Here is a 22,005-nt window from a genome sequence, read left to right as displayed (position 1 = left end):
CAGGTGAACCGGGCCGAATCGTCGCGCGAGAGCGGCGGCCGCCTGCGCGCCGAGATCGGCCGTGCCGACCACGACGATCCGCTCGAAATAAGTCATGTCCCCCGTGCCCGCATTCGAATTCGAATGTTTCCGCAGGTCAGATGCCGATCAAAAGATAGGGGAACGATGATCCGCACGTCAATGTCCGAATTCTGAACAGCGAATCAGGAATGGTGTTGTTCGAGGATGGCGACTTTTCTTGGATTTCGTTGCGTCTCAGTAGGTGACGGTGATGGCGCGGGCGGGTCCGTCGACGCTGATGGTGCCGCCGACGGGGAGGACGACCTGCGGGTCGGTGTGGCCGAAGTCGACGTCGAAGACGATCATCGTGTCGGGGGCGTACTCGGCGAACGCCCGCAGTACGGCGGCGCGCTGGGCGGCGGTGTAGGCGGTGCGGTCGGTGTCCCGGCGGGCGGAGGACCACGCTTTGGCGCGGCCGACGAGCACGGCGGCGAACCGGGCGAGCAGGCCGCGTTCGCCCGTGTTGCGCAGGATCCGGTAGACCTCGGTGGCCGGGGGCATCTCCTCGCTGGTCTCGAAGAACAGCACCGTGCCGTCGTAGTGGTCGGGTGCGTGGATCTCACGGCCGGCCATCATCAGCCACGACAGGACCTCGAGGTTGCCGCCCCACGACGGGCCCTCGGCGACGGTGTGGAGCTGGTGCCAGATCCAGCCGCCGGCCGGGGTGAGGACGGGTTCGGCGGTGAAGGTGGCGGGGTCGTCCCAGGGCAGGTCCCGGTCGCCGTAGGCGGTGCTCTCGCGCAGGGCGTGCGGGCCGGGTGTGAACAGGGCGGCGCGCAGGGAGGCGGCGGTGGTGGGGTGCAGGGCGCCGGGGCGGCCGAGGTGGACCATGACGCTGCCGCCGTAGAAGGCGACGATGCCGCGGTTGGCGAGCCACACGGCGAGGTTGGTGTTGTCGCTGTGCCCGAAGAACGGCTTGGGGTGGGCCCGGATCAGGTCCTCGTCGAGGTGCGGCAGGACGGTGATCTGGTCGTCGCCGCCGATCGTGGCGAGGACGGCCTTGATCGCGGGGTCGGCGAAGGCGGCGTGCAGGTCGGCGGCCCGTTGCTGCGGCGACGCCGCCGGTGCGCGGGTGGCGGGGTACTCGACCGGGACGAGACCGAAGTCGTCGCGCAGGCGGGCGAGGCCCAGTTCGAGCGGGAGCGGGAAGAGACCGGCGGCCCCGGAGGCGGGCGACACGATCGCGACCCGGTCACCGGGCCGGGGTTTGGGCGGGTAGATCACGCCGGGCGGCGGTGGCCGTCCACCGGGGCACCAGCGGGGCCGCCGCTCAGAACGCCGCCGCTCAGAACGCGGGCCACGGGATCGCGGGCCAGTCCCCCGACGGTTCCGGGTACACCCCGGCGGCCAGGAGCTTGTCGAGGCGTTCGCCGACGGCGCGGACCTCGGCGCGGGTCAGGTGGTCGTGCAGCGTCTCCCCCAGTTCGCCGTCCAGCACCGACCTGAGCCGGCGCAGCGGGTCGAGGACGTGCTCGGGCAGGGGTTCGCGGGCCCAGCCCCACAGGACGGTGCGGAGTTTGGGTTCGGCGTGCAGGCAGATGCCGTGGTCGACGCCGTGCACGGCGCCGTCGAGGGCGTGCAGGACGTGGCCGCCCTTGCGGTCGGCGTTGTTCACGACGACGTCGAACGCGGACATCACCGCGATGCGCGGGTGGTCGGCGTGCACGAGCACGGCGGGCTCGCCGAAGCGGTCGTGGGCGTGGAACACGGGGATCCAGCCCAGTTTGACGTCGTCGACGCCGACGATGTCGACGAGTTCGTCCTCTTCGCGGGTGTCGACCCACAGCTGCACCATGCCGGTGCCGAACGGGCCGGGGCGCAGCACGGTGGGCGGGACGACGCCGAAGCCCGCGGCGGCGGAGAGCAGGTAGGTGGCGACCTCGCGGCCGGCGAGGGTGCCGTCGGGGAAGTCCCACAGGGGCCGTTCGCCGCGCACGGGCTTGTAGACGCACTGGGCGTCGACGCCGTCCAGGGAGATCTTGCAGAACAGGGTGGCGTTGGAGGCGTCGACGAGGCGGCCCTCGACCTCGATGCGGCCGCGAGTGAGCAACTCGACGGCCGCGGCGGTGTCCACGTCAGTCTTCCTCGGTGCGGCGGTAGCCGTTCTGCCGCGGGCAGATGTGGCCGTCCGGGTCGAGCGGTTCGGCGCACAGCGGGCAGGGTTTGCGGCCGGCGTTGACGACGCGGTCGGCGCGTTCGGCGAAGGCGCGGGCCGCGGCCGGGGACAGGAACACCCGCACGGCGTCGGGGCCTTCCTCGGTGTCGTCGAGCACGACGGCCTCGTCGACCTCCTCCTCGGAGACCGCGAGGAGCTCGATGACGACGGCCTTGGACTCGGCGTCCCAGCCGAGGCCCATCGTGCCGACGCGGAACTCCTCCTCGACGGGCACGTCGAGGGGTTGCGTGTCGAGGTCGTCGGGCGGGGCGTCCTCGGGGACGTCGGTGCCGAAGCGGCGGTGCACCTCCTCGAGCAGCGAGCCGATGCGCTCGGCGAGGACCTGGACCTGTTGCTTTTCCAGGGCGACGCTGATCAACCTGCTCTGCTCGGAGGCCTGCAGGTAGAAGGTGCGGTCGCCGGGCTGCCCGACGGTTCCTGCGATGAACCGGTCGGGTGCGCGGAATACGTGAATGACGCGAGCCATGGCACCTACGACCCTAGGCCACAGCGAGATCGTCGGCAGGTCCTCCCCCACCAAACACTCCGCGTATAGGGTCGGGTTGTGGTGAAGATCGCTTCGTACGGGACGTGGACCTCGCCGATCAGCGCCGGCGACACCTCGAAGCCGGGGGGTGGGTTCCAGTGGGCGGAGCTCGCCGGTGAGCGGGTGTGGTGGGCGGAGAGCAGGCCCGCCGAGGGTGGCCGGGTGGCTCTGGTGCGCGACGGGGTGGACGTGCTGCCGGCGCCGTGGAACGCCCGCAACCGGGTGCACGAGTACGGCGGCCGGCCGTTCGTGGTGCTGGCCGGCGATCGGGTGGCGTTCACGAACTGGTCCGACCAGCGGGTGTACGTGTTCGACCCGGACTCCCCGCAGCAGGAGCCGGTGGCGCTGACCCCGCAGCCGGAGCGCCACCACGGGGTGCGGTTCGCGGACCTGTCGGCGGGTCCGGACGGCGAGGTGTGGTGCGTGCGGGAGACGATCACCGGGGACGCGCGCACGGACGTGCGCCGCGACCTGGTGGCGATCACCGCATCGGGTGAGATCCGGGTGCTGGGGGCGTCGCACCACTTCATGACGGGCCCGAAGGTCAGCCCGGACGGCACGAAGCTCGCCTGGATCGGCTGGAACCACCCGCAGATGCCGTGGGACGGCTCCGAGCTGTGCGTCGCCGACGTGGGTTCCCCCGGGCACCGGGTGGTGTCGGGGTCGCGGACCGAGGCGGTGTGCCAGTTCGAGTGGGAGGGCGACTCGCTGCTGGCGCTGACCGACCCGGACGGCTGGTGGAACCTGTTCCGCGTCCGGCCCGACGGCACGCGCGTGAACCTCGCACCCGTGGCCGAGGAGCTGGGCGGGCCGATGTGGCGGCTGGGCAACCGCTGGTTCGCCACCCTGTCGCCGGGCCGGTACCTGGTGGTGCGGTCGGGGCACCTGGCAGTGCTCGACGAGCGCAGCGCGACGGTGACCGACGTGCAGACCGACCTGCCGACATGGGCGGCGGAGCTGTCGGTGCGCGACGGTGTGGTGGTCTGCGGTGCCGCGGGGCCGACCAGCGAGTTCGCGGTGGTGCGGCTGGACCTGTCCAACGGGGAGCTGACGTACCTGACCGGTGGTGAGTCCTCGCCGCAGGACGCGTACCTGCCGGTGCCGGTGGAGCGGATGTTCGGGGAGATCCCCGCCTACGTGTACCCGCCGTCGAACCCGGACTTCGCGGCGCCCGAGGGTGAGCTGCCGCCGTACGTGGTGCACGTGCACGGCGGGCCCACGGGCCGTGCGCTGCCCAAGCTCGACTCCGACATCGCGTACCTGACCAGCCGCGGCATCGGCGTGGTGGCGGTCAACTACGGCGGCTCGACCGGGTACGGGCGGGCGTTCCGGGAGCGGCTGCGCGAGCAGTGGGGTGTCGTGGACGTGGAGGACTGCGCGTTCGTGGCCCAGCAGCTCGCGAAGGAGGGCACGGCGGACCCGGCGCGGCTGGGGATCCGCGGCGGCTCGGCGGGCGGGTGGACGTCGGCGGCGTCGCTGACCTCGACGGACGTGTACCGGTGCGCGATGGTGGCGTTCCCGATCCTGGACCTGATGGGCTGGACGTCGCAGGGCGGCGAGACCCACGACTTCGAGTCGCGCTACGTCGAGGGCCTGGTGGGCACGCTGCCCGAGGCCGCGGACCGCTATGCCGAGCGGTCGCCGTCGGCGAAGGCGCGGTCGGTGTCGGGTCCGGTGCTGCTGTTGCAGGGCCTGGAGGACGAGATCTGCCCGCCGGAGCAGGCGGACCGGTTCGCCGCGGACCTGGCGGGCTCGGGTGTCCCGCACGCGTACCTGACGTTCGAGGGCGAGCAGCACGGGTTCCGCGAGGCGGAGCTGTCGTTCTACGGCCAGGTGTTCGGGTTCGAGCCGCCCGGTGTGCCGGTGCTGGAGCTGTTCGAGTGAGCTCGCGGTCGTGACCCTGCTGTCCCCGGGAGACCGGGTCGCCCTGGTGTCGCCCGCGGGCCCGGCGCTGCCGTCGCGGCTGGCGGCGGGGGTGGCGGTGCTGCGGTCGTGGGGGCTGACGGTCACCGCGCCGGTGGTCGAGCCGTGGTCGCTGCCCTACCTGGCCGGGTCGGACGAGGCGCGGGCGGCGGAGTTCGTGTCGGGCTGGTGCTCGGACGTGGCGGCGGTGTTCTGCGTGCGCGGCGGGTACGGGTGCCTGCGGATGACGGACCTGGTGCCGTGGAAGGACCTGCCGCCGCGGGTGTTCGTGGGTTCCTCGGACGTGACGGTGCTGCACGCGGAGCTGAACCTGGTGGGTCAGCGGACGGTGTTCGGGCCGATGCCGGGCACGTCGGACTTCGTGGACGACCCGGTGGCGCAGCAGCGGCTGCGGGCGGTGCTGTTCGAGGGCGTGCGGTCGTGGACCTCGGGGGTGCCGGTGGTGCCGGGGGTGGCGCGCGGGGTGCTCACGGGCGGGAACTGCGCGTTGCTGGCGGCGTCGGTGGGCGGGCCGCGGTGGGCCCGGCCGGTCGAGGGCGCGGTGGCGTTGCTGGAGGACGTGGGCGAGGAGCCCTACCGGCTGGACCGGTTGCTGACGCAGTTGCTGCGGGCGGGCTGGTTCGAGCCGGTGTCGGGGATCGTGCTGGGGTCGTGGACGGGCTGCGGTGACGTGTCGTCGGTGCTGCACGACCGGTTGTCGGGGCTGGGGGTGCCGGTCCTGGGCGAGTTCGGGTTCGGGCACTGCGCGGGGTCGTGGTCGCTGCCGCTGGGCGCGACCGCGGAGCTCGACGCCTCAGCGGGGACGCTGACGCTGGTGTAGCGCGTCGGCGCGCAGCTGGTCGGTGTGGGCGCCGATCGCGGCGATCCGGTCGGCGAGACCGGGTTTCGCGGCGCGCAGTCCGGGGCCCGCGTCGCCGAGGGGGCCGAGCAGGGTCGCCGCGTCCTGCCCGCCCAGCGCCTGCTGCACGGCGGCGTCGTGCGGGCCGACCTGGGCGGCCAGTCCGCGCAGGGCCGCGGCGTTGTCGCGGGCCCAGGCGGTGACGGCCCGGTCGCCGGCGCGGCGGTCGCGTTCGGCCTGGACGCGTTCGTCGCCGGTGCCGGTCTCGTCGGTGCGCCGCACGCGCAGGTACCGCTTCTCGGCGGCCTGGCGGCTGGCGACGCCGAGGGCGGGGGCGAGGTCGGCCCAGCTGGTGCCCAGGGCACGGGCCGCTTCGATGAGCTGGGGTTCCCAGCCGGACAGTTCGTCGCGCAGCTGCCGCAGCAGCATCAGCGCCGCCAGCACCTCGGTCGCGGTGCCGGGGTCGGCGGCCGCCGATCGCACGGTCTCGTAGTCACTCGTCATGTCGTCCTCCCGATGACATTGGGGGCTTGTCATCGTTTCGACGACATGTTACAACAGTGGGGCAGCGCATTGACAGTCCTACGAGATGACTGGAGGTGTCAGATGTTGATGCGCACTGACCCGTTCCGCGAGCTGGACCGGCTCACCCAGCAGGCGTTCGGCGGTGGCGCGGGCACCTGGTCGCGGCCGACGGCGATGCCGATGGACGCCTACCGCGACGGTGACGAGTTCGTGGTGTGCTTCGACCTGCCCGGCGTCACGCCGGACGCGATCGAGCTCAACGTCGAACGCAACGTGCTGACGGTCAAGGCGGAGCGCCGGCCGATCGGCCGGGACGTGGAGATGCAGGTGTCGGAACGGCCGCTGGGCGTGTTCTCGCGGCAGCTGTTCCTCGGCGACACCCTCGACACCGAGCACATCGACGCCACGCACGAGGCGGGTGTGCTGACGCTGCGGATCCCGATCGCGGAACGCGCGAAGCCCCGCCGCATCGCGATCACCCCGTCCGCCGAGACGCCGAAGCAGATCGACGCCTGATCCCCCTGGCGGGCGGCGGCCGACCGGGTGATGCCAGGTAGGCTTCCGCCCGCCATGAGACCCCAGCCCCAGTGGGCGGCGCTAGACGTCTACGCGTCGAACACCGACCTCTACGCCGATCCCCGACTGGTGGAGCGGGTGGACTACCGGCGCCGCTTCAAGCGGCACCGCCCCCGCACCCCGTCCGTCGTCCTCGCCCCGCACGGCGGCGGCATCGAGGTCGGCACCTCGGAACTGTGCCTCGCGATCGCGGGGTTCCACCCCGGCACCCGCGTGCCGATCGGCCAGACGCACGACTACTGGATGTTCGAGGGCCTGCGCACCGCGGCCAACGACGAGCTGCACGTGACGTCGTCGCACTGCGACGACCGCGTGGCCCGCACCCTGGTCTCCGGTGCCACGCACGCCCTGGGCCTGCACGGCTGCACGGCCGCGGCGGCGGGCCTGCGCGACCACGACCGGGCGGTGCTGGTCGGCGGCCGCGACGCCCGGCTGCGCCGGGAGCTGCTGACCCGGTTGCGGCGGGCGGGCTTCCACACCGTCGACGCGGTGGACCACCCGGTGCTGGGCGGCTACGACCGGGCCAACATCGCCAACCGCACCCGGTCGCGCCAGGGCGGGCAGCTGGAGCTGACCACCCCGCTGCGCACGGCGATGTTCGAGGAGAACTCGCGCTCGGACCGGCGGCACACGACGACCGAGGTGTTCTGGGACTTCGTGCACGCCTGCCGCGCCGCGCTCGCGGCACGCGAGGCGACGGGCGGCTAGCGTCGGGGCCGTGCGCCTCACCTCCGTCACGGTCGGCTCGTCCCAGCCACAGGTGCTCGCCGAGTTCTACGCGCGCCTGCTCGGCGGGGAGGTGACCGCGGTGCAGGACGACTGGGCGCAGGTCCGCACACCGGGCGGGATGACGGTGAACCTGGAGCGGGAGCGGCAGTTCCGGCGGCCGGTGTGGCCTGGCAGGCCCGGTGAGCCGGTGGCGACGCAGCACCTCGACGTCGAGGTCGACGACCTGCAGGCGGCTCTCGCGCACGCCCTGGCGTGCGGGGCGGTGCCGGCGGCGGTGCAGCCGCAGGACGACGTCCGGGTCCTGCTCGACCCGGACGGTCATCCGTTCTGCCTGTTCCGGGGTTAGAGGTACTTCTTCAGCTCCCGCTTGGCCAGCGACATGCGGTGGACCTCGTCGGGCCCGTCGGCCAGGCGCAGGGTGCGGGCGGCGACCCACAGTTCGGCGAGCGGGGTGTCCTGGCTGACGCCGCCGGCGCCGTGGGCCTGGATGGCCTTGTCGAGGACCCATTCGGTCATCAGCGGGGTGCCGATCTTGATGGCCTGGATCTCGGTGTGGGCGCCCTTGTTGCCGACGGTGTCCATGAGCCACGCGGTCTTGAGCACGAGCAGCCGGGCCTGTTCGATGCGGACGCGGGCCTCGGCGATCCACTCCTGCACGACGCCCTGGGTGGCGATGGGCTTGCCGAACGCGACGCGGGACACGGCGCGGCGGCACATCAGCTCGAGGGCGCGTTCGGCCATGCCGATCAGGCGCATGCAGTGGTGGATGCGGCCGGGACCGAGGCGCGCCTGGGCGATGGCGAAGCCCTCCCCCTCCCCCGCGATCAGGTTGGAGGCGGGGACGCGGACGTCGTCGAAGACGATCTCGGCGTGGCCGCCGTGGGCGTGGTCGCCGTAGCCGAAGACGCGCATCTCGCGTTCGACGCGGACACCGGGGGTGTCGCGGGGGACGAGGATCTGCGACTGCTGGCGGTGGCGGTCGGCGCCGGGGTCGGTCTTGCCCATGACGATGAAGATGGCGCAGTTGGGGTTCATGGCGCCCGAGGACCACCACTTGCGGCCGTTGATGACGTAGTCGTCGCCGTCGCGTTCGATGCGGGTGGCGATGTTGGTGGCGTCGGAGCTGGCGACGTCGGGTTCGGTCATGCAGAACGCGGAGCGGATCTCGCCGTCGAGCAGGGGCTGCAGCCACTGCTTCTTCTGCTCGTCGGTGCCGAACATGGCGAGGACTTCCATGTTGCCGGTGTCCGGGGCGGCGCAGTTGAGCGCTTCGGGGGCCAGGTGCGGGCTGCGGCCGGTGATCTCGGCCAGCGGCGCGTACTGCAGGTTCGTCAGGCCGCCGCCGTGCTCCGCGTCCGGCAGGAACAGGTTCCACAGGCCCTGGCGGCGGGCCTGCGCCTTGAGCTCGGCGAGGATCGGCTGACGTTCCCACGGGTCGGCGGCGTCGTGCAGCTGCTGCTCGAGCACGGCCTCGGCCGGGTAGACGTGGGAGTCCATGAAGGCGAGGAGCCGGGTGCGCAGTTCCTCGGTCTTGGCGTCGTAGGCGAAGTCCATGACTCAGAGCTCCTTGTGGGCGGCGGCGAGTCCCTGCCGCACGAGCGGGACGGTGAACGCGCCGAGCTTCTCGAAGCCGGCGCCGACGGTCTTGCCGCTGGCGAAGCGGAAGTGGATGCCCTCGACGATGACGGCGAGCTTGAAGTAGCCGAAGGCGACGTACCAGCCCAGATCGGAGGTGTCGGTGCCGGTGCGGGCGGTGTAGCGGGCGACGAGCTCGTCCGCTGACGGGAACCCCGGCAGCGAGGTGACGCCGCCGGTGATGGGGTCGTTGTCGGAGCCGAGGCCGGCCCAGTAGACGTAGAGCAGGCCGAGGTCGGCCAGCGGGTCGCCGAGGGTGGCCATCTCCCAGTCCAGGACGGCGCTGATGTCGAGCGGGTCGCGGGTGACGAGCGCGTTGTCGAGGCGGTAGTCGCCGTGGATGATCGTCGCGCGCGGCGAGGCGGGGACGGTGACGGCGAGCTTGTCGCGCAGCTCGTCGATGCCGGGCAGGTCGCGGCTGCGGGAGGCGTCGAGCTGCTTGCCCCACCGCGTGACCTGGCGGGCGAGGAACCCCTCGGGGCGGCCGAAGTCGCCCAGCCCCACCGACTCCGGGTCGACGGAGTGCAGGTCGGCGAGCACGTCGACGAGCCGGTGCGCCAGGGACGTCGCCATGGCGGGGGTGAGCCACGGGCACTGCGACCGCTCCCGCAGCGCGGCACCGGGCATCTGCTCCATCAGGTAGAACGGCGCCCCGATGACGGAGGCGTCCTCGACGAGCTGGTAGGCGCGTGGCACGGGCACGGCGGTCCCGGCCAGCGCGGAGATGACCCGGAACTCCCGCGCCATGTCGTGGGCGGTGGCGAGCACGTGCCCCAGCGGCGGGCGGCGCAGCACCCACCGCTGCGTGCCGTCGGTGACGCTGTAGGTGAGGTTGGAGCGGCCACCGCGGAACAGCTCGCCGGTCAGCGGGCCCGTGCCCAGGTGTGCGGCCAGCGCGTCCAGGTCGAGGCCGGGCAGGTCGGTTCCGGGCAGATCGGTTCCGGGCTGGTCAGATCCGGGTTGGTCGGTCACAGGTTCACTCCGAGGGTGGCGAGGTTCGTGCGGGTGCTGTCGGCGCCGGTGTGGCGGAAGGCGTGCATGCCGACGGACCGGGCGGCGTCGACGTTGACCGGGGCGTCGTCGAAGAACACGGCGCGCCCGGCGTCGACGCCGATCTGCTCGAGGGTGTGCCGGTAGATGCGCTCGTCGGGTTTGCGCAGGCCGACGCGGCCGGAGATGACGACCGTGTCGAACAGCTCGACCAGCAGGTCCTTCGGGTAGCCCTCGCCCCAGCTGTTGGACAGCAGCGCGGTGTGCAGGCCGGCGGCACGGGCCCCGCGGACGAGCTCGACCATCGCCGGGTCCGGGGTGGCGCCGCCGAACATGCGCTTGAGCAGCCCGTTCTCGTCGATGCGCGCGCCGGTGGTGGTGATGAGCTCGGCGGCGAGCAGCCGTTCGAACTCGGCCACGCCCAGCTCGCCGGTCTCCAGGCGGGAGACGGGGTTGCCGGGCAGCGCGTCGCGGCTCATCCACTCGCGCATGATGCGGCCGTAGACCTCGCGGTCGATGGCCTCGGCGTGCAGCCAGGCGCCGACGAACTCGGGCACGGAGACCGTCAGGACCCCGCCCCAGTCGAACACCAGCGCGTCGACGAGCGGTTGCGGCGGAAGTGTCGTGTCACCCACGACTCGGAGGGTACCGACCGGTCGGTATGTGGGCAACCGGTGGTGCCGCGGCACGCCGGGCCTCCCCCGGGATCACCGGTGTGCGTTCTGGCCGCCGCCAGGCCGGTGATCCATCCTGGGTCCATGCCCGGCTACCGCGCGCTCGCCCAGGACCGCGAGTTCCGCGCCCTGTTCGCCGCGCACGTGGTGTCGGTGGCCGGGGACCAGTTCGCACGGGTCGCGCTCACGGTGCACGTCTACGACCGCACCGCCAGCACCGGCCTGACCGCCCTGACCTACGCGCTGACGTTCCTGCCCGACCTGGTCGGCGGGCCCGTGCTGGCGGGCCTGGCCGACCGGTTCGCCCGCACACGGGTCATGGTCGCCGCCGACCTGCTCCGGGTGGCGCTGCTGGTGCTGATGGCGGTGCCGGGGGTGCCGTTGTGGGTGCTCGCGGCACTGCTGGTGCAGGTGCAGTTCGCCGGGGCACCGCACGGGGCGGCACGGGCCGCGCTGCTGCCCCAGGTCCTGCCCGACGCCCGCTACCCGCTGGGCCAGGCGGTGCTGAGCACGGTCACCCAGGCCGCGCAGGTCGCCGGGTTCCTCACCGGCGGCGCCCTGGTCGCGTGGCTGGGCCCGGGCTGGGTGCTCCTCGCCGACGCGGCCACCTTCGCCGCGTCCGCCGTGCTGGTGGGGGTGTTCGTGCGGCCGCGGCCCGCCCCGCGGCGCCCGCACGTGCGGGCCTGGCCCGCGGACCTCGTCGGCGGCGCCCGGCTCGTGTGGCACGACCACCGGCTGCGGGCCCTGGTCGCCCTGGCGTGCGTGTCCGGGTTCTACATCGCCGGCGAAGCACTCGCCGTCCCCTACGCGGCGGCCCTGGGAGCCGGAGCCGGCGGCGTGGGCCTGATCTTCGGCGCCTACGCCGCCGGTGCCGCGGCGGGAATGCTGCTGCTCGCCCGGCTCGACGAGGACCTGCAGCTGCGGCTGATGCCGTGGCTCGCGATCGCCGCGTGCGCGGCGCTGGTCCCGGCCGCACTGCGGCCGGGCCTCGCGGTCAGCCTCGCGCTGTTCGCGCTCTCCGGCGCGGCCAGCGCCTACCACCTGGTCGCCAACACCCGGTTCGTGCGGGCCGTGCCGGACGCCTCCCGCGGGCAGGCGTTCGGACTGGCCGTCACCGCCCTGCGGGTCTCGCAGGGCACCGGGGTCGCGGTGGCCGGGCTGGCCGCCGAAACGACCGCCGCGCACCGGGTGGTCGCCGCCGCCGGAGCACTCGGGGTGCTCGCGGCAGGCGGTGCGGCTGTCGTGTGGTGGCTCAGCGCCGCGCCCAGTCGGTCGGGCGGTTCCAGTCGGTGGGGCGCACCCAGTCGGTCGGACGGACAGGACGGCCGGCAGCGGAGGTACGGTTGATCATGGCTGCTCCTATGGGTGTTCGTTGCGTGTGAACTGCGGTGATGACCGGGGCTGCGATGAGTGAGGACTACTCACGGTGAGGTCCCCCACATGGAGCCACGACTTTGAGTTACCCGGTAGCTACAGTGGTTGGTTCCTGGACGGTGGTGTGGGGGTGGCAGCGTGCCTTGGCTCGACCCGCGCCGGTGGAAAACATGGTCGCTTCCACCCTTGGTGCTGGCCTACGTCGTGACGGTCGTCGCCGCAGCGACCCTCGTCACGATCGCCACCGCACGACGTACCCCTTTCGAGTCCTTGACCTGGCCCTACTTCCTGCTTCTGGCCGGTGCCGCCGTAGTGCACCTGGAGGCGGCCCGCGGCATCGAACGGATCCGCGAGATCGGCGCGGAAGGCTCACCGCACGCCCACATGCAGTCGGTGTGGCTGTTCGCGGGCGTGCTCGTGCTGCCGATGCCCCTGCTCGTGGCACTGGTCGTCGTCAGCTACACGCACTCGTGGTTCCGGGTCTACAAACGGCGGGCCGTCCTGTTCCGCAAGGTCTTCTCCGCGGCATCGGTCGTGCTCGGCAGCGCCGCCGCCCAACTCGTCCTGAGCCTGTTCCCCGGCCGGGCCGTCGACGTCGACGGCCCGCTGGGCCTGCTGGCACTGGTCACGGCCGGACTGCTGTACTGGTTCATCAACTACGCGCTGGTCGTGACCGCGATCTTCGTGACCAACCGCCACAACCCCGTCCGCACCGCCCTGGGCAACGCCTCCGACGTGCTGATCGTCCTCGCCTCGGTCGGCTTGGGCTCCGGGGTCGCGATCATCATGCTCGCCAAGCCCTGGCTCACCCCGGTGCTCGCGGTCACCGTCCTCGCCCTGCACATGGGCCTGCTGCTGCCCCAGTTCCGCGTCGCCGCCCGCACCGACTCCAAGACCGGCCTCGTCGACGCCACCTTCTGGCACGACGTCGCCGAACGCGAACTGGCCCGCGCCCGCCGCCTCGTCTCCACCGTCGGCGTGCTGATCCTCGACCTCGACCACTTCAAACTGATCAACGACACCTACGGCCACCTCGCCGGCGACCGGGTCCTGCGCGCCGTCGCGGACGCCCTCAAGCACTCCGTGCGCTCCTACGACCTCGTCGGCCGCTTCGGCGGCGAGGAGTTCGCGGTGCTGCTGCCCGGCGTGAGCACCGCCGAGGTCCGCGCCACCGCCGAACGAGTCCGGTTCGAGATCGCGAGCCTGCACATCGCCGTCGTCGACCGCCTCGGCCAGGACCAGGTGATCTCACGCCTGACCGCGTCCGTGGGCGCCGCGGTGTTCCCCGACACCGCCACCGAACTCAGCCCGCTGCTGCTGGCCGCCGACGAAGCCCTCTACCGGGCCAAGAACAACGGCCGCGACCGCGTCGCCACCGCCACCGTGTTCTAGCCCACCGCCCCGGCGTCCAGGAACTCCGCGATCGCACCGGACACCCGCTCCGGCTCCTCCACCCACGGGTAGTGCCCCACACCCTCGTGCACGTGCAACGCCGCGTCCGGGAACAACGCCGCCAGCTCCCGGCACCGCCGCACCGGCGAGATCGGGTCCACACCGCACGCGTACACCAGCACCGGGTGGTCGAAGTCGGTCAACGCCCGCCGCAGCACACCCGGCACGAACGCACCCTCGGCGTTGTAGCCCAACGCGACCTCGTAGCTCCACTGCCGCAACTCCGCGGCCGCGTGCTCCCGGGCGCGGTCGTCCCAGCGGCCGTACAGCAGCGGCGACGCCGCCACCCGGTTCTCCACCGAGTCGTCCCCGGCGGCGTTGCGCTCCAGCGCCGCCACCGCGTCCGCGAACCACGGCTCACCGGCACGGGAAGCCAGGAACGTGTCCCAGTCGCTCTGCTCCGGCGACAACCCGACACTGCGCAACGCCGGCGTCAGCAGCACCAGCTTCCCGACCCGGCCGGGGAAATCCGCCGCGTACCCCATCGCGATCCCCGCCCCCGCGGAGTGCCCGAGCACGTCCACCCGCTCCAGCCCGAGATGGCGCCGCAACATCTCCACGTCCCGCACCAGCATGTCCCGCCGGTAGGTGAACGGATCCGCCGGCACACCGGACCCACCGGTACCCCGGTTGTCCAGCACCACCAGCCGCCGCGCCGCGTCCAGCCCGCCCAGCGTCCCCAGGTACTCCGACGCCCGCCCCGGCCCGCCCGCCAGCACCACGAGCGCGGCGCCGTCACCGGCCTCCCGGTAGGCGAGCTCCGTGCCGTCGAACGAGGTGAACCGTGCCATGCTGCACATCATGCCGAAGATCGCCACGGCCGACCGCGCAGACCGGCCGCAGCTGCTCGAGTTCCTCCGACCGCGCCACCACGGCGTCCTCATCACCCACCGCTCCACCGGCGGCCTGCAGGTCTCCCCCGTCTCCTGCGGCGTCGACACCGAAGGCCGCCTCGTCGTGGCCACCTACCCGCAACGCGCCAAAGTCCGCAACGCCCGCCGCGACCCGCGCGTCACGATGTGCGTGCTCTCCGACGACTGGGACGGCCCCTACGTCCAGGTCGACGGCACCGCCGAAGTCCTCGACCTCCCCGAGGCGCTCGACGACTTCGTCGAGTACTACCGCAGCATCGCAGGCGAGCACCCCGACTGGGACGAGTACCGCGCCGCCATGCTCCGCCAGGGCAAATCCCTGCTCCGCGTCACCATCGACAGCTGGGGACCCATCGCCACCGGCGGCTTCCCACCCGAACTGGACCTCTGAACCGACCCGTGAAACCCCTGCCCAAAACCGTCCTCTGGGCGTTCGTCGCCTTCAACCTGCTGCAGGCGATCGTGCTCGCCGTCGCCCGCTCCGACCGCGACCCCGCCCCGCGCGGGGGCGCCACACCACGACGCCCCCGGCACACGGTCAAGCCACCGCCGTCGCCTCCAACTCCACCAGCAACGACGGGAACGCCAGCCGCCGCACCCCCAGCAACGTCATCACCGACGACACCCCCGCCGCACCCAACCGGCCCGCCAGCACCCCGTAATGCTCGAACAACCCGTCCACATCAGTCGTGTAGACGTTGAGACGCACCACGTTCGCCAGCGTCATCCCCGCCCCGGCCAGCACCGCCTCCAGGTTCGCCAAGCTCAGCTCCAGCTGCGCCGCCACATCCCCCTCGTGCACCGGCCGGCCCCCGGCATCCGTCGCCGCCTGCCCCGCGCAGTACACCGTCCTGCCCTGCCCGGACACGACCTCACCCTGCGTGAACCCCAGCTCACCCGACCACGCCCACGGGTTGACCGCCCTGCGCTCCACAACCACTCGCCCACTCCCATCACGCCACCGGCGAAACCACTCCGCCGCCGACCAGGAGCCTGCCTGCCAATACACGACACCCCCTGTCGTGTATTCCGTAGAATCTCGCCGTGCGCGCCGACCGGCTGGTGTCCCTCGTCCTGCTGCTGCGCCGCCGCGGCCGCCTCTCCGCCACCACACTCGCCCGCGAACTCGAAGTCTCCACCCGCACCGTGCTGCGCGACATCGACGCCCTCTCCGCCGCCGGCGTCCCCGTCTACGCCGAACGCGGCCGCCACGGCGGATTCACCCTGCTCCCCGGCTTCCAGACCGAACTCACCGGCCTCACCCACGACGAAGCCCTCGCCCTGCTCATCGCCGGATCACGCCGCGGCGCCCACACCTTCGGACTCGGCTCCGCCCTCGCCGCCGCCATGCTCAAAGTCGTCGACGCCCTGCCCGACACCCACCGCGACACCGCCACCGGCGTAGCCGAACGACTCCTCATCGACCCCGACACCGACCTGCTCTCCCGCCGCACCACCCCCGGCGACGACATCCCCGACACCGTCATCACCCAGATCCGCCGCGCCGTCCTCGCCGGCCACAAACTCCGCATCCACTACGCAGCCCACGACCAGAAACCCCGCTGGCGCACCGTCGACCCCATCGGACTCGTCACCGTCCGCGACCACACCTACCTGCTCGCCACCCGCGACGGCGCCGACCGCACCTACCGGCTCTCCCGCGTCCACGCCGCCCACGAACTCGACGAACCCGCCCAACGCCCCGACACCGTCGACCTCACCACCGCCTGGCACGACCGCAGCACCCGCTTCCGCGCAGGAGCCGACCAGGTCACCGTCCACGTCCGCCTGAACCCCGCACGACGCGACGACCTCCTCACCACCGCCGTCGCCGTCGCACACGAACACACCACCGACGACGGCATGCTCCACCTCGACGTCATCTTCCAGGACACCCACCACGCCGAATGGGCCCTCTGGCAACTCTCCGCCCACGCCGAAGCCCTCGAACCCGCCTGGCTGCGCACCGCACTCCACCAGCGCGCCACCGACACCGCCACCCGCTACGCCACCTGACCGGCACAGGGGACTACACCCCCTGCGCCCCACCCCACCCCGCCGGCCGCTCCAACAACCAGCACGACCCGCCCTTCGGACCCGAAATCGCCGCCACCACCCCCAACGACGACACCGAAGACGGCGACGACACCACCTCACCGTCCAACTCGGACACCCGTGCACACGCCGCCCCCACGTCGTCCACCGCGAAGAACACACCCCAGCCGTCCGCCAACGCCCCCACCGACGAACTCCCCGCCACCACCCGCGACTCACCCTGCCGCGACACCGAGAACACCCGGTCCGACACCGACCAGCCCAGCTCCCGCTCCCAGAACCCGAACTCCGCCGACACCAACTCCACCCAGCACGGCTCACCATGCCGCGGCGGCGGCGCCCACGGACCGTGCAACACCCGCCCCGACCCCACCGAAGAGTTCAACCTCAACCCACGCGCACCGGCATCACCGAACACCACGTGCCACCCGGCATCCCCAGCCACGACACGCGCCGCCAGCCGATCACCCACGAACCCCGAGAACGACCCACCGGGCTCCGCAATCACCGTCCACCCCAGCACACCCGCGAAGAAGTCCACCGACAACTCGGGCTCGGCCACGCTCAACTCAAGACGACGCACACCACAAGACGGCACAGGCAACCCATCACACGGGGAATCAGGAGCGCGCACCATCCTCTGCGCCAACCACCCGAGACGACAATGCGCCATTCGGCGGCATGCGCTCCGCGCTCACCACGTCACGCAACGGCACCGGCCGACCCAGGTGAAAACCCTGCCCCACCCGCACACCCAACCGGCGCAACGCCTCCACCTGCGACGGCCGCTCCACCCACTCCGCCACCGCCGACAACCCCAGCCCGTTCGCGATCTGCACGATCCCCGACACCAGCACCGCATCCGCGTCCGACGTCTCGATCCCCTTCACGAACTCGCCATCGATCTTGATCCCCGTGATCGGCAGATGCTTCAGGTGCACGAACGACCCGAACCCCGACCCGAAGTCGTCCAACGTGATCCGGCACCCGAACCGCCGCAGCTGCGTCGCCAGCGTGACCGCCGCGTCCAGGTTCGTCACCGCCGCCGTCTCCGTGATCTCCAACCCCAACCGGCCCGGCGCCACCCCCGCCGACCCCAGCTTCTCCAGCACGAAATCCCCGAACTCCGGATCCTCCAACGTCCGCCCCGACACGTTCACGTTGAACCGCAACCGCGAATCCGGCTCCGCCACCAACGCGTCGATCGCCGTCGTCAACACCCACCGGTCCACCTCGAGGATCAGGTTCGACCGCTCCGCCACCGGCAGGAAATCCGCCGGACCCAGATACGGCTCCTGCCCGTCCTCCAACCGCAACAACAACTCGTGCCCCAGCGTCTGACCCGTCGTCAGCTCCACCATCGGCATCCCGTACAACGCCAGACCGCCACCCGCGAGCGCCGACCGCAACCGGTCCAGCACACTCACCCGCTTCACCGTGTCCGCGTAGTGGTTCGGCTCGTACACCGTCACCCGGTCCCGGCCCGCCGCCTTCGACGCGTACAACGCCAAATCCGCGTTCGCCAGCACCAACTCCCACGAATCACCCGGACCGAACTCCGCCAGCCCCGTCGACACCGTGATCCGCGCCGGCGTCCCGATCCCCGCCAGCGGAAAACCCGCCACCGCGTCCCGCAACCCGTCCGCCACCGCCGACGCGTCCGCAGGAGACGCCCCCGGCAACACCACCGCGAACTCGTCCCCACCCAGCCGCGCGATCAACCGATCACCCAGCCGCGACTGCAACGCCGACGCCAGCATCCGCATCACCCGGTCCCCCACCGCATGACCACGCAGATCGTTGACGTCCTTGAAGTTGTCCAGGTCCAGCACCAGCAACGCACCCGACACACCGTTCGCCAGCTCCTGCTCCAGCGCCCGCGTCAACGCCCGGCGGTTCGGCAACCCCGTCAACGGGTCCTGCTCCGCCATCCGCACCAGCTCGTCGTGCACCCGCGACGACTGCGTCACGTCATGAGCCGTCCCCAACGCCCGCAACGGCGCCCCGTCGTCCCCCACGACGACCTCACCGAAACACTCGAACACCCGCTCCGCACCATCCGGACGCAACATCCGATGCGTGTACGTGAACACCGACCCCGTCTTCAACGCCGCATCGAGAGTCTCCTCGACCATCGGCAGGTCCTCCGGGTGCACCAGCCGCGAGTACAGCTCGAAGTCGAACGCCGTCCCCGGCGCGAACCCGAACATCTCCAGCAACGTGTCCGACCACGTCACCCGGTCCTCGGTGATCGCCCACTCCCACGTGCCCATGCGCCCCAACGCCTGAGCCCGCCGCAACGCGTCCGCCTCCTGCGTCACCGTCAACTCCCGGTCACGCCACGACGACACGTCCACGACCTCGTACATCAGATCGTCACCCAAACGGGTGCACCGCACCTCGAGCCACTTCGGCCCCGGCACCAGCACCTCCCGCACCGGGGACGGCACCTCGGGCGCACCCGGCAGCAGCGTCGGCAACGACCGCCCGTACGACTGCTCCACCGGAACACCCAGCACAACACCCATCGCACGGTTGCACCACAGCAGGTTTCCCCGCGCATCCGTCACGGCATAGGCGACGCCCGCGCGGTCGAGCACCGTGCGGCAGTAGGACATCACGCGCGTCATGATCGTCCGATCACCGGACGTAAGCAACCCGCTACGCCGGTTGGTTCGCTGTGGCGCGAACGGCTAACGCAGCCGCTCCAGACCCTTCGCCGACTCCACCAGCTCCGCCGCCAGCTTCCTCAGCTCCTCGTTCTCCGCCCCGTCCTGCGCCGCCGTCACCACGTCCTCCGCGGCACACCGCAGCTGGAACAGCCGGTCCTGCAGGTCAGCCAGCTCCGCGGTCGACAACACCACCGCGTCCTCCGGAAGACCGCCCCGCTGCAACGCGGCCCGCCGTTCGTAGGCGCGCTGCCGGCACGGCTGGGCGCAGTACCGCCTCGGCCGGCCGATCCGTCCACTCCCCGGCAACCGCCTCCCGCACCAAGCGCAGTGCCTCGGCTCGTCTGCCTCCATGGACCGCTCCATGGCGCGCGACGGTAGCGAATGACGGCGCTTGACCTCCAGCGACGCGCCAGAAACCACGACCTTAGTAGGTAACCGGACAGTACCGGTGCGGCCGGTGGTGCTGCCCTCAGGCTGTTCGCGCTTCAACGACGTCTCCCCTGCACGGTGTCCCTCGGCCCTTCGATGGCCGGACTGCTCCTCCGGGTTCCGTTGCGTTGTTGACTTCTGAGCCTTCTGTGGACGCGAGGACCGACAGGGTTGATTTTGGCCAACACTGAAGCAATAGAAGAAAAGAAGAGAGTGCCGCGCCACCCACCGTCCACCCCGAAGCCACCCCCACCAGGCACACTCGCCCCGTGACCCACCCCTACCTCGCAGGCCCGCGACCCCGCGCCTTCGCCCACCGCGGCTGGCACGTCGACGACCTCACCGGAATGGAGAACTCCCTGAGCTCCTTCCGCCGCGCCGTGCAGGAGGGCTACCGCTACATCGAGACCGACGTCCACGCCACCGCCGACGGCGAGGTCGTCGTCCACCACGACGACACCCTCGACCGCACCACCGACGGCCACGGCCGCGTCGCCGACCTCCCCTGGGCCGAAGTCCGCCACGCCCGCGTCGGCGGCCGCGAACCCGTCACCCGCCTCGCCGACGTCCTCGAAGAACTCCCCGGCACCTTCTTCAACATCGACGTCAAGACCGAGAACGCCGTCGAGCCCGTCCTCACCCTGCTGCGCAAGACCAACGCACTCCAGCGGGTCTGCCTCGCGAGCTTCTCCGACAACCGCCTCGCCCGCCTGCGCCGCCAGGGCGGCCCCGGCCTGCTCACCTCCATGGGCCCCCGCTCCGCCGGAGCGCTCTGGGCCGCCGGCCGCATCCCCCTCGCCGGACTCGCCGTCCGCGGCCAGGTCGCCCAGGTCCCCGTCAGCCAGGGCCGCCTCACCGTCGTCGACCGCCGCTTCGTCCGCGCCGCCCACCGCAGAGCCCTCGAAGTGCACGTGTGGACGATCGACGACGAAGCCGCCATGCGCACCCTCCTCGACCTCGGAGTCGACGGCCTCGTCACCGACCGCCCCGACGTCCTGCGCGAAGTCCTCCGCTCCCGCAACAGCTGGTAACAGGTTGGACAGTCGCTCATGGGACGACTCGGCGGACAAGTACAGTCCGCCGACATGAAGGTCCAGGGCGACGACGCCGCCGACGCCAACACCACCAGCCGCCGCAAGGAACAACGCGGCTGGGTCTGGTACGACGTGGCGAACTCCGTGTTCCCCACGTCCGTGATCACCGTGTTCCTCTCGCTCTACCTCACGAGCATCGCGACCAACGCCGCCAAGGCCGACACCGCGCTCAACGGCGCCACCCCGTGCGCCAACGACAACGCGTTCGACCGCTGCGACGTCACGATCCTCGGCCTGCAGTTCCCCTCCGGCTCGCTGTGGGGCTACCTGCTCTCCATCGCCACCGTCGTCCAGGTGATCGTGCTGCCCGTCATGGGCGCCATCGCCGACCGCACCCAGAACAAGAAGAAGATGCTCGGCTTCTTCGCCTTCACCGGCTCCGCGGCCACCATCGCGCTCGCCGCCGTCGAAGGCACCAACTGGAAGCTCGGCGTCGGCCTCTTCGTCATCGCCAACATCTGCTACGGCTCCAGCGTCGTCGTCTACTACGCCTTCCTGCCCGAGATCGCCGCACCCGACGAACGCGACGCCGTCTCCAGCCGCGGCTGGGCCTTCGGCTACCTCGGCGGCGGCGTCGCCCTCGCCATCCAGCTCGGCATCACGCTCTCCGCCGACTCCCTCGGCATCACCTCCGGGGACGCCGCCCGCATCGCGTTCGTCATCTCCGGCGTCTGGTGGGCCGCCTTCACGATCATCCCGCTGCGCGCCCTCACCGAGCACCAGCGCCCGCACGGCGGCGAACACGGCGCCTCCGTCGTCTCCGCCGGCTTCAAGGAACTCGGCGCCACCCTGCGGCAGGCCAAGGCCTTCCCGCTCACGCTGGCGTTCCTCGGCACCTACCTCATCTACACCGACGGCATCGCCACCGTCGCCAACGTCTCCGCCCAGTACGGCAGCGTCGAGCTCAAGTTCGAGCAGCAGACGCTGATCACCGTGATCCTCATCGTCCAGTTCGTCGCCTTCATCGGCGGCGTCCTGCACGGCATCGTCGCCAAGCGCGTCGGCGCCAAGAAGACCATCCTCGGCTCCCTGGTCGTGTGGATCGTCGTGATCACCGCCGCGTTCTTCGTCGAGGCGGGCGACGAGCTGCAGTTCTACTTCGTCGCCGCCGGCATCGGCATCGTCCTCGGCGGCACGAACGCCCTGTCCCGCAGCCTCTTCAGCCAGATGGTGCCGCCCGGCCGCGAAGCGCAGTACTTCTCGCTCTACGAGGTCGGCGAGCGCTCCACCAGCTGGCTCGGCCCGCTGGTGTTCGCGGGGGTCGGCCAGGCCACCGGCAGCCTCCGCCCCGCCATCCTCGCCCTGATCATCTTCTTCGTCGCGGGCTTCGTCCTGCTGATCTTCGTCCCGGTCCGCAGGGCCATCAAGGCCGTGGGGAACGAGGAACCCGCCCTCGTCTGACCCC

Annotated in this window: 24 protein-coding genes; 12 read left to right on the top strand and 12 right to left on the bottom strand. The window is 71.7% G+C overall.

The genetic code is table 11. From position 1 onward, the window contains the following. A partial coding sequence (locus ACFWGZ_RS24970) for a hypothetical protein (RefSeq protein WP_382453992.1) occupies nt 1–195 on the top strand: 195 nt, incomplete at its 5' end. 60 nt (nt 196–255) lie between these two features. Here ACFWGZ_RS24970 and ACFWGZ_RS24965 read toward each other — a convergent pair. The 3 genes from ACFWGZ_RS24965 to ACFWGZ_RS24955 form a co-directional block, all read right to left on the bottom strand. Continuing rightward, entirely contained in the window at nt 256–1,284 is a 1,029-nt protein-coding gene (locus ACFWGZ_RS24965; protein WP_382453991.1) for a S66 peptidase family protein, read from the bottom strand. Nucleotides 1,285–1,345: 61 nt separating this feature from the next. Further along, complete coding sequence (locus tag ACFWGZ_RS24960) at nt 1,346–2,134, bottom strand: SCO1664 family protein (RefSeq protein ID WP_382453990.1); 789 nt, start codon at nt 2,132–2,134, stop codon at nt 1,346–1,348. 1 nt (nt 2,135) lies between these two features. After that, on the bottom strand, nt 2,136–2,702 hold the full coding sequence (locus tag ACFWGZ_RS24955; RefSeq protein ID WP_382453989.1) for a DUF3090 domain-containing protein: 567 nt from the start codon (nt 2,700–2,702) through the stop codon (nt 2,136–2,138). Between the two features lie 78 nt (nt 2,703–2,780). Here ACFWGZ_RS24955 and ACFWGZ_RS24950 point away from each other — a divergent pair, with 78 nt between their 5' ends. Together ACFWGZ_RS24950 and ACFWGZ_RS24945 are read left to right on the top strand one after the other, a co-directional pair. Then, entirely contained in the window at nt 2,781–4,646 is a 1,866-nt protein-coding gene (locus ACFWGZ_RS24950) for a prolyl oligopeptidase family serine peptidase (RefSeq protein ID WP_382453988.1), read from the top strand. Between the two features lie 10 nt (nt 4,647–4,656). Beyond that, nucleotides 4,657–5,505: an LD-carboxypeptidase gene (locus tag ACFWGZ_RS24945; RefSeq protein ID WP_382453987.1), complete on the top strand. Its 849-nt coding sequence runs from the start codon at nt 4,657–4,659 to the stop codon at nt 5,503–5,505. On the opposite strand, the gene ACFWGZ_RS24940 is transcribed toward ACFWGZ_RS24945, so the two are convergent. Beyond that, the gene (locus ACFWGZ_RS24940; protein ID WP_382453986.1) at nt 5,479–6,027 is read right to left on the bottom strand and encodes an HSP18 transcriptional regulator; all 549 of its coding nucleotides are present in this window, start codon (nt 6,025–6,027) and stop codon (nt 5,479–5,481) included. The genes ACFWGZ_RS24945 and ACFWGZ_RS24940 overlap by 27 nt on opposite strands. A 102-nt stretch (nt 6,028–6,129) precedes the next feature. On the opposite strand from ACFWGZ_RS24940, the gene ACFWGZ_RS24935 reads away from it, so the two are divergent. Genes ACFWGZ_RS24935 through ACFWGZ_RS24925 form a run of 3 tightly spaced genes read left to right on the top strand, consistent with a single transcriptional unit; the run spans nt 6,130 to nt 7,699 of the window. Continuing rightward, on the top strand, nt 6,130–6,564 hold the full coding sequence (locus ACFWGZ_RS24935; protein ID WP_382453985.1) for an Hsp20/alpha crystallin family protein: 435 nt from the start codon (nt 6,130–6,132) through the stop codon (nt 6,562–6,564). 54 nt (nt 6,565–6,618) lie between these two features. Beyond that, entirely contained in the window at nt 6,619–7,332 is a 714-nt protein-coding gene (locus ACFWGZ_RS24930; protein ID WP_382453984.1) for a poly-gamma-glutamate hydrolase family protein, read from the top strand. Between the two features lie 10 nt (nt 7,333–7,342). Beyond that, on the top strand, nt 7,343–7,699 hold the full coding sequence (locus tag ACFWGZ_RS24925) for a VOC family protein (RefSeq protein WP_382453983.1): 357 nt from the start codon (nt 7,343–7,345) through the stop codon (nt 7,697–7,699). Here the strand turns inward: ACFWGZ_RS24925 and ACFWGZ_RS24920 are convergent. Genes ACFWGZ_RS24920 through ACFWGZ_RS24910 form a run of 3 tightly spaced genes read right to left on the bottom strand, consistent with a single transcriptional unit; the run spans nt 7,696 to nt 10,613 of the window. Further along, nucleotides 7,696–8,907, bottom strand: a complete 1,212-nt coding sequence (locus ACFWGZ_RS24920; RefSeq protein ID WP_382453982.1) for an acyl-CoA dehydrogenase family protein — start codon at nt 8,905–8,907, stop codon at nt 7,696–7,698. The two genes, ACFWGZ_RS24925 and ACFWGZ_RS24920, sit on opposite strands and share 4 nt — an antisense overlap. A gap of 3 nt (nt 8,908–8,910) precedes the next feature. Next, on the bottom strand, nt 8,911–9,960 hold the full coding sequence (locus ACFWGZ_RS24915; RefSeq protein ID WP_382453981.1) for a phosphotransferase: 1,050 nt from the start codon (nt 9,958–9,960) through the stop codon (nt 8,911–8,913). Beyond that, nucleotides 9,957–10,613: an HAD family hydrolase gene (locus tag ACFWGZ_RS24910; protein WP_382453980.1), complete on the bottom strand. Its 657-nt coding sequence runs from the start codon at nt 10,611–10,613 to the stop codon at nt 9,957–9,959. The genes ACFWGZ_RS24915 and ACFWGZ_RS24910 overlap by 4 nt, the downstream gene beginning before the upstream one ends. 123 nt (nt 10,614–10,736) lie before the next feature. Here ACFWGZ_RS24910 and ACFWGZ_RS24905 point away from each other — a divergent pair, with 123 nt between their 5' ends. Together ACFWGZ_RS24905 and ACFWGZ_RS24900 are read left to right on the top strand one after the other, a co-directional pair. Further along, nucleotides 10,737–11,999, top strand: coding sequence for an MFS transporter (locus ACFWGZ_RS24905; protein WP_382453979.1), 1,263 nt, complete (start codon nt 10,737–10,739; stop codon nt 11,997–11,999). A 216-nt stretch (nt 12,000–12,215) separates the two neighbouring features. Next, the gene (locus tag ACFWGZ_RS24900) at nt 12,216–13,418 is read left to right on the top strand and encodes a diguanylate cyclase (RefSeq protein WP_382453978.1); all 1,203 of its coding nucleotides are present in this window, start codon (nt 12,216–12,218) and stop codon (nt 13,416–13,418) included. Here ACFWGZ_RS24900 and ACFWGZ_RS24895 read toward each other — a convergent pair. Continuing rightward, nucleotides 13,415–14,269, bottom strand: coding sequence for an alpha/beta fold hydrolase (locus tag ACFWGZ_RS24895; RefSeq protein ID WP_382453977.1), 855 nt, complete (start codon nt 14,267–14,269; stop codon nt 13,415–13,417). The genes ACFWGZ_RS24900 and ACFWGZ_RS24895 overlap by 4 nt on opposite strands. A gap of 10 nt (nt 14,270–14,279) precedes the next feature. Here ACFWGZ_RS24895 and ACFWGZ_RS24890 point away from each other — a divergent pair, with 10 nt between their 5' ends. Then, nucleotides 14,280–14,741, top strand: a complete 462-nt coding sequence (locus ACFWGZ_RS24890; protein ID WP_382453993.1) for a PPOX class F420-dependent oxidoreductase — start codon at nt 14,280–14,282, stop codon at nt 14,739–14,741. Nucleotides 14,742–14,888: 147 nt separating this feature from the next. Here the strand turns inward: ACFWGZ_RS24890 and ACFWGZ_RS24885 are convergent, their stop codons facing one another. Then, nucleotides 14,889–15,284, bottom strand: coding sequence for a RidA family protein (locus ACFWGZ_RS24885; protein ID WP_382453976.1), 396 nt, complete (start codon nt 15,282–15,284; stop codon nt 14,889–14,891). A 110-nt stretch (nt 15,285–15,394) separates the two neighbouring features. Between ACFWGZ_RS24885 and ACFWGZ_RS24880 the strand changes: the two genes are divergently transcribed. Beyond that, nucleotides 15,395–16,366 carry a helix-turn-helix transcriptional regulator gene (locus ACFWGZ_RS24880; RefSeq protein WP_382453975.1) on the top strand — a complete coding sequence of 324 codons (972 nt, stop codon included), beginning with the start codon at nt 15,395–15,397 and terminating at the stop codon, nt 16,364–16,366. A 13-nt stretch (nt 16,367–16,379) separates the two neighbouring features. On the opposite strand, the gene ACFWGZ_RS24875 is transcribed toward ACFWGZ_RS24880, so the two are convergent. The 3 genes from ACFWGZ_RS24875 to ACFWGZ_RS24865 form a co-directional block, all read right to left on the bottom strand. Further along, complete coding sequence (locus ACFWGZ_RS24875; protein ID WP_382453974.1) at nt 16,380–17,042, bottom strand: VOC family protein; 663 nt, start codon at nt 17,040–17,042, stop codon at nt 16,380–16,382. Continuing rightward, nucleotides 17,026–19,035 (bottom strand): putative bifunctional diguanylate cyclase/phosphodiesterase, encoded by a 2,010-nt coding sequence (locus ACFWGZ_RS24870; RefSeq protein WP_382453973.1) that lies wholly within the window; start codon nt 19,033–19,035, stop codon nt 17,026–17,028. Before ACFWGZ_RS24870 ends, ACFWGZ_RS24875 begins: the two co-directional genes overlap by 17 nt. Before the next feature lie 63 nt (nt 19,036–19,098). After that, nucleotides 19,099–19,428, bottom strand: coding sequence for a hypothetical protein (locus ACFWGZ_RS24865; protein WP_197288003.1), 330 nt, complete (start codon nt 19,426–19,428; stop codon nt 19,099–19,101). A gap of 347 nt (nt 19,429–19,775) precedes the next feature. Here ACFWGZ_RS24865 and ACFWGZ_RS24860 point away from each other — a divergent pair, with 347 nt between their 5' ends. Beyond that, entirely contained in the window at nt 19,776–20,537 is a 762-nt protein-coding gene (locus ACFWGZ_RS24860) for a glycerophosphodiester phosphodiesterase (protein ID WP_382453972.1), read from the top strand. A 54-nt stretch (nt 20,538–20,591) separates the two neighbouring features. Further along, nucleotides 20,592–22,001, top strand: coding sequence for an MFS transporter (locus ACFWGZ_RS24855; RefSeq protein WP_382453971.1), 1,410 nt, complete (start codon nt 20,592–20,594; stop codon nt 21,999–22,001). The last annotated feature ends 4 nt before the right edge of the window (nt 22,002–22,005 follow it).

Origin of the sequence: Lentzea sp. NPDC060358 (assembly GCF_042725365.1) — a bacterium.
Classification (GTDB): Bacteria; Actinomycetota; Actinomycetes; order Mycobacteriales; family Pseudonocardiaceae; genus Lentzea.
The sequence above is the reverse complement of the archived record's forward strand: the minus strand, read 5'-3'. Positions and strand labels throughout refer to the sequence as shown.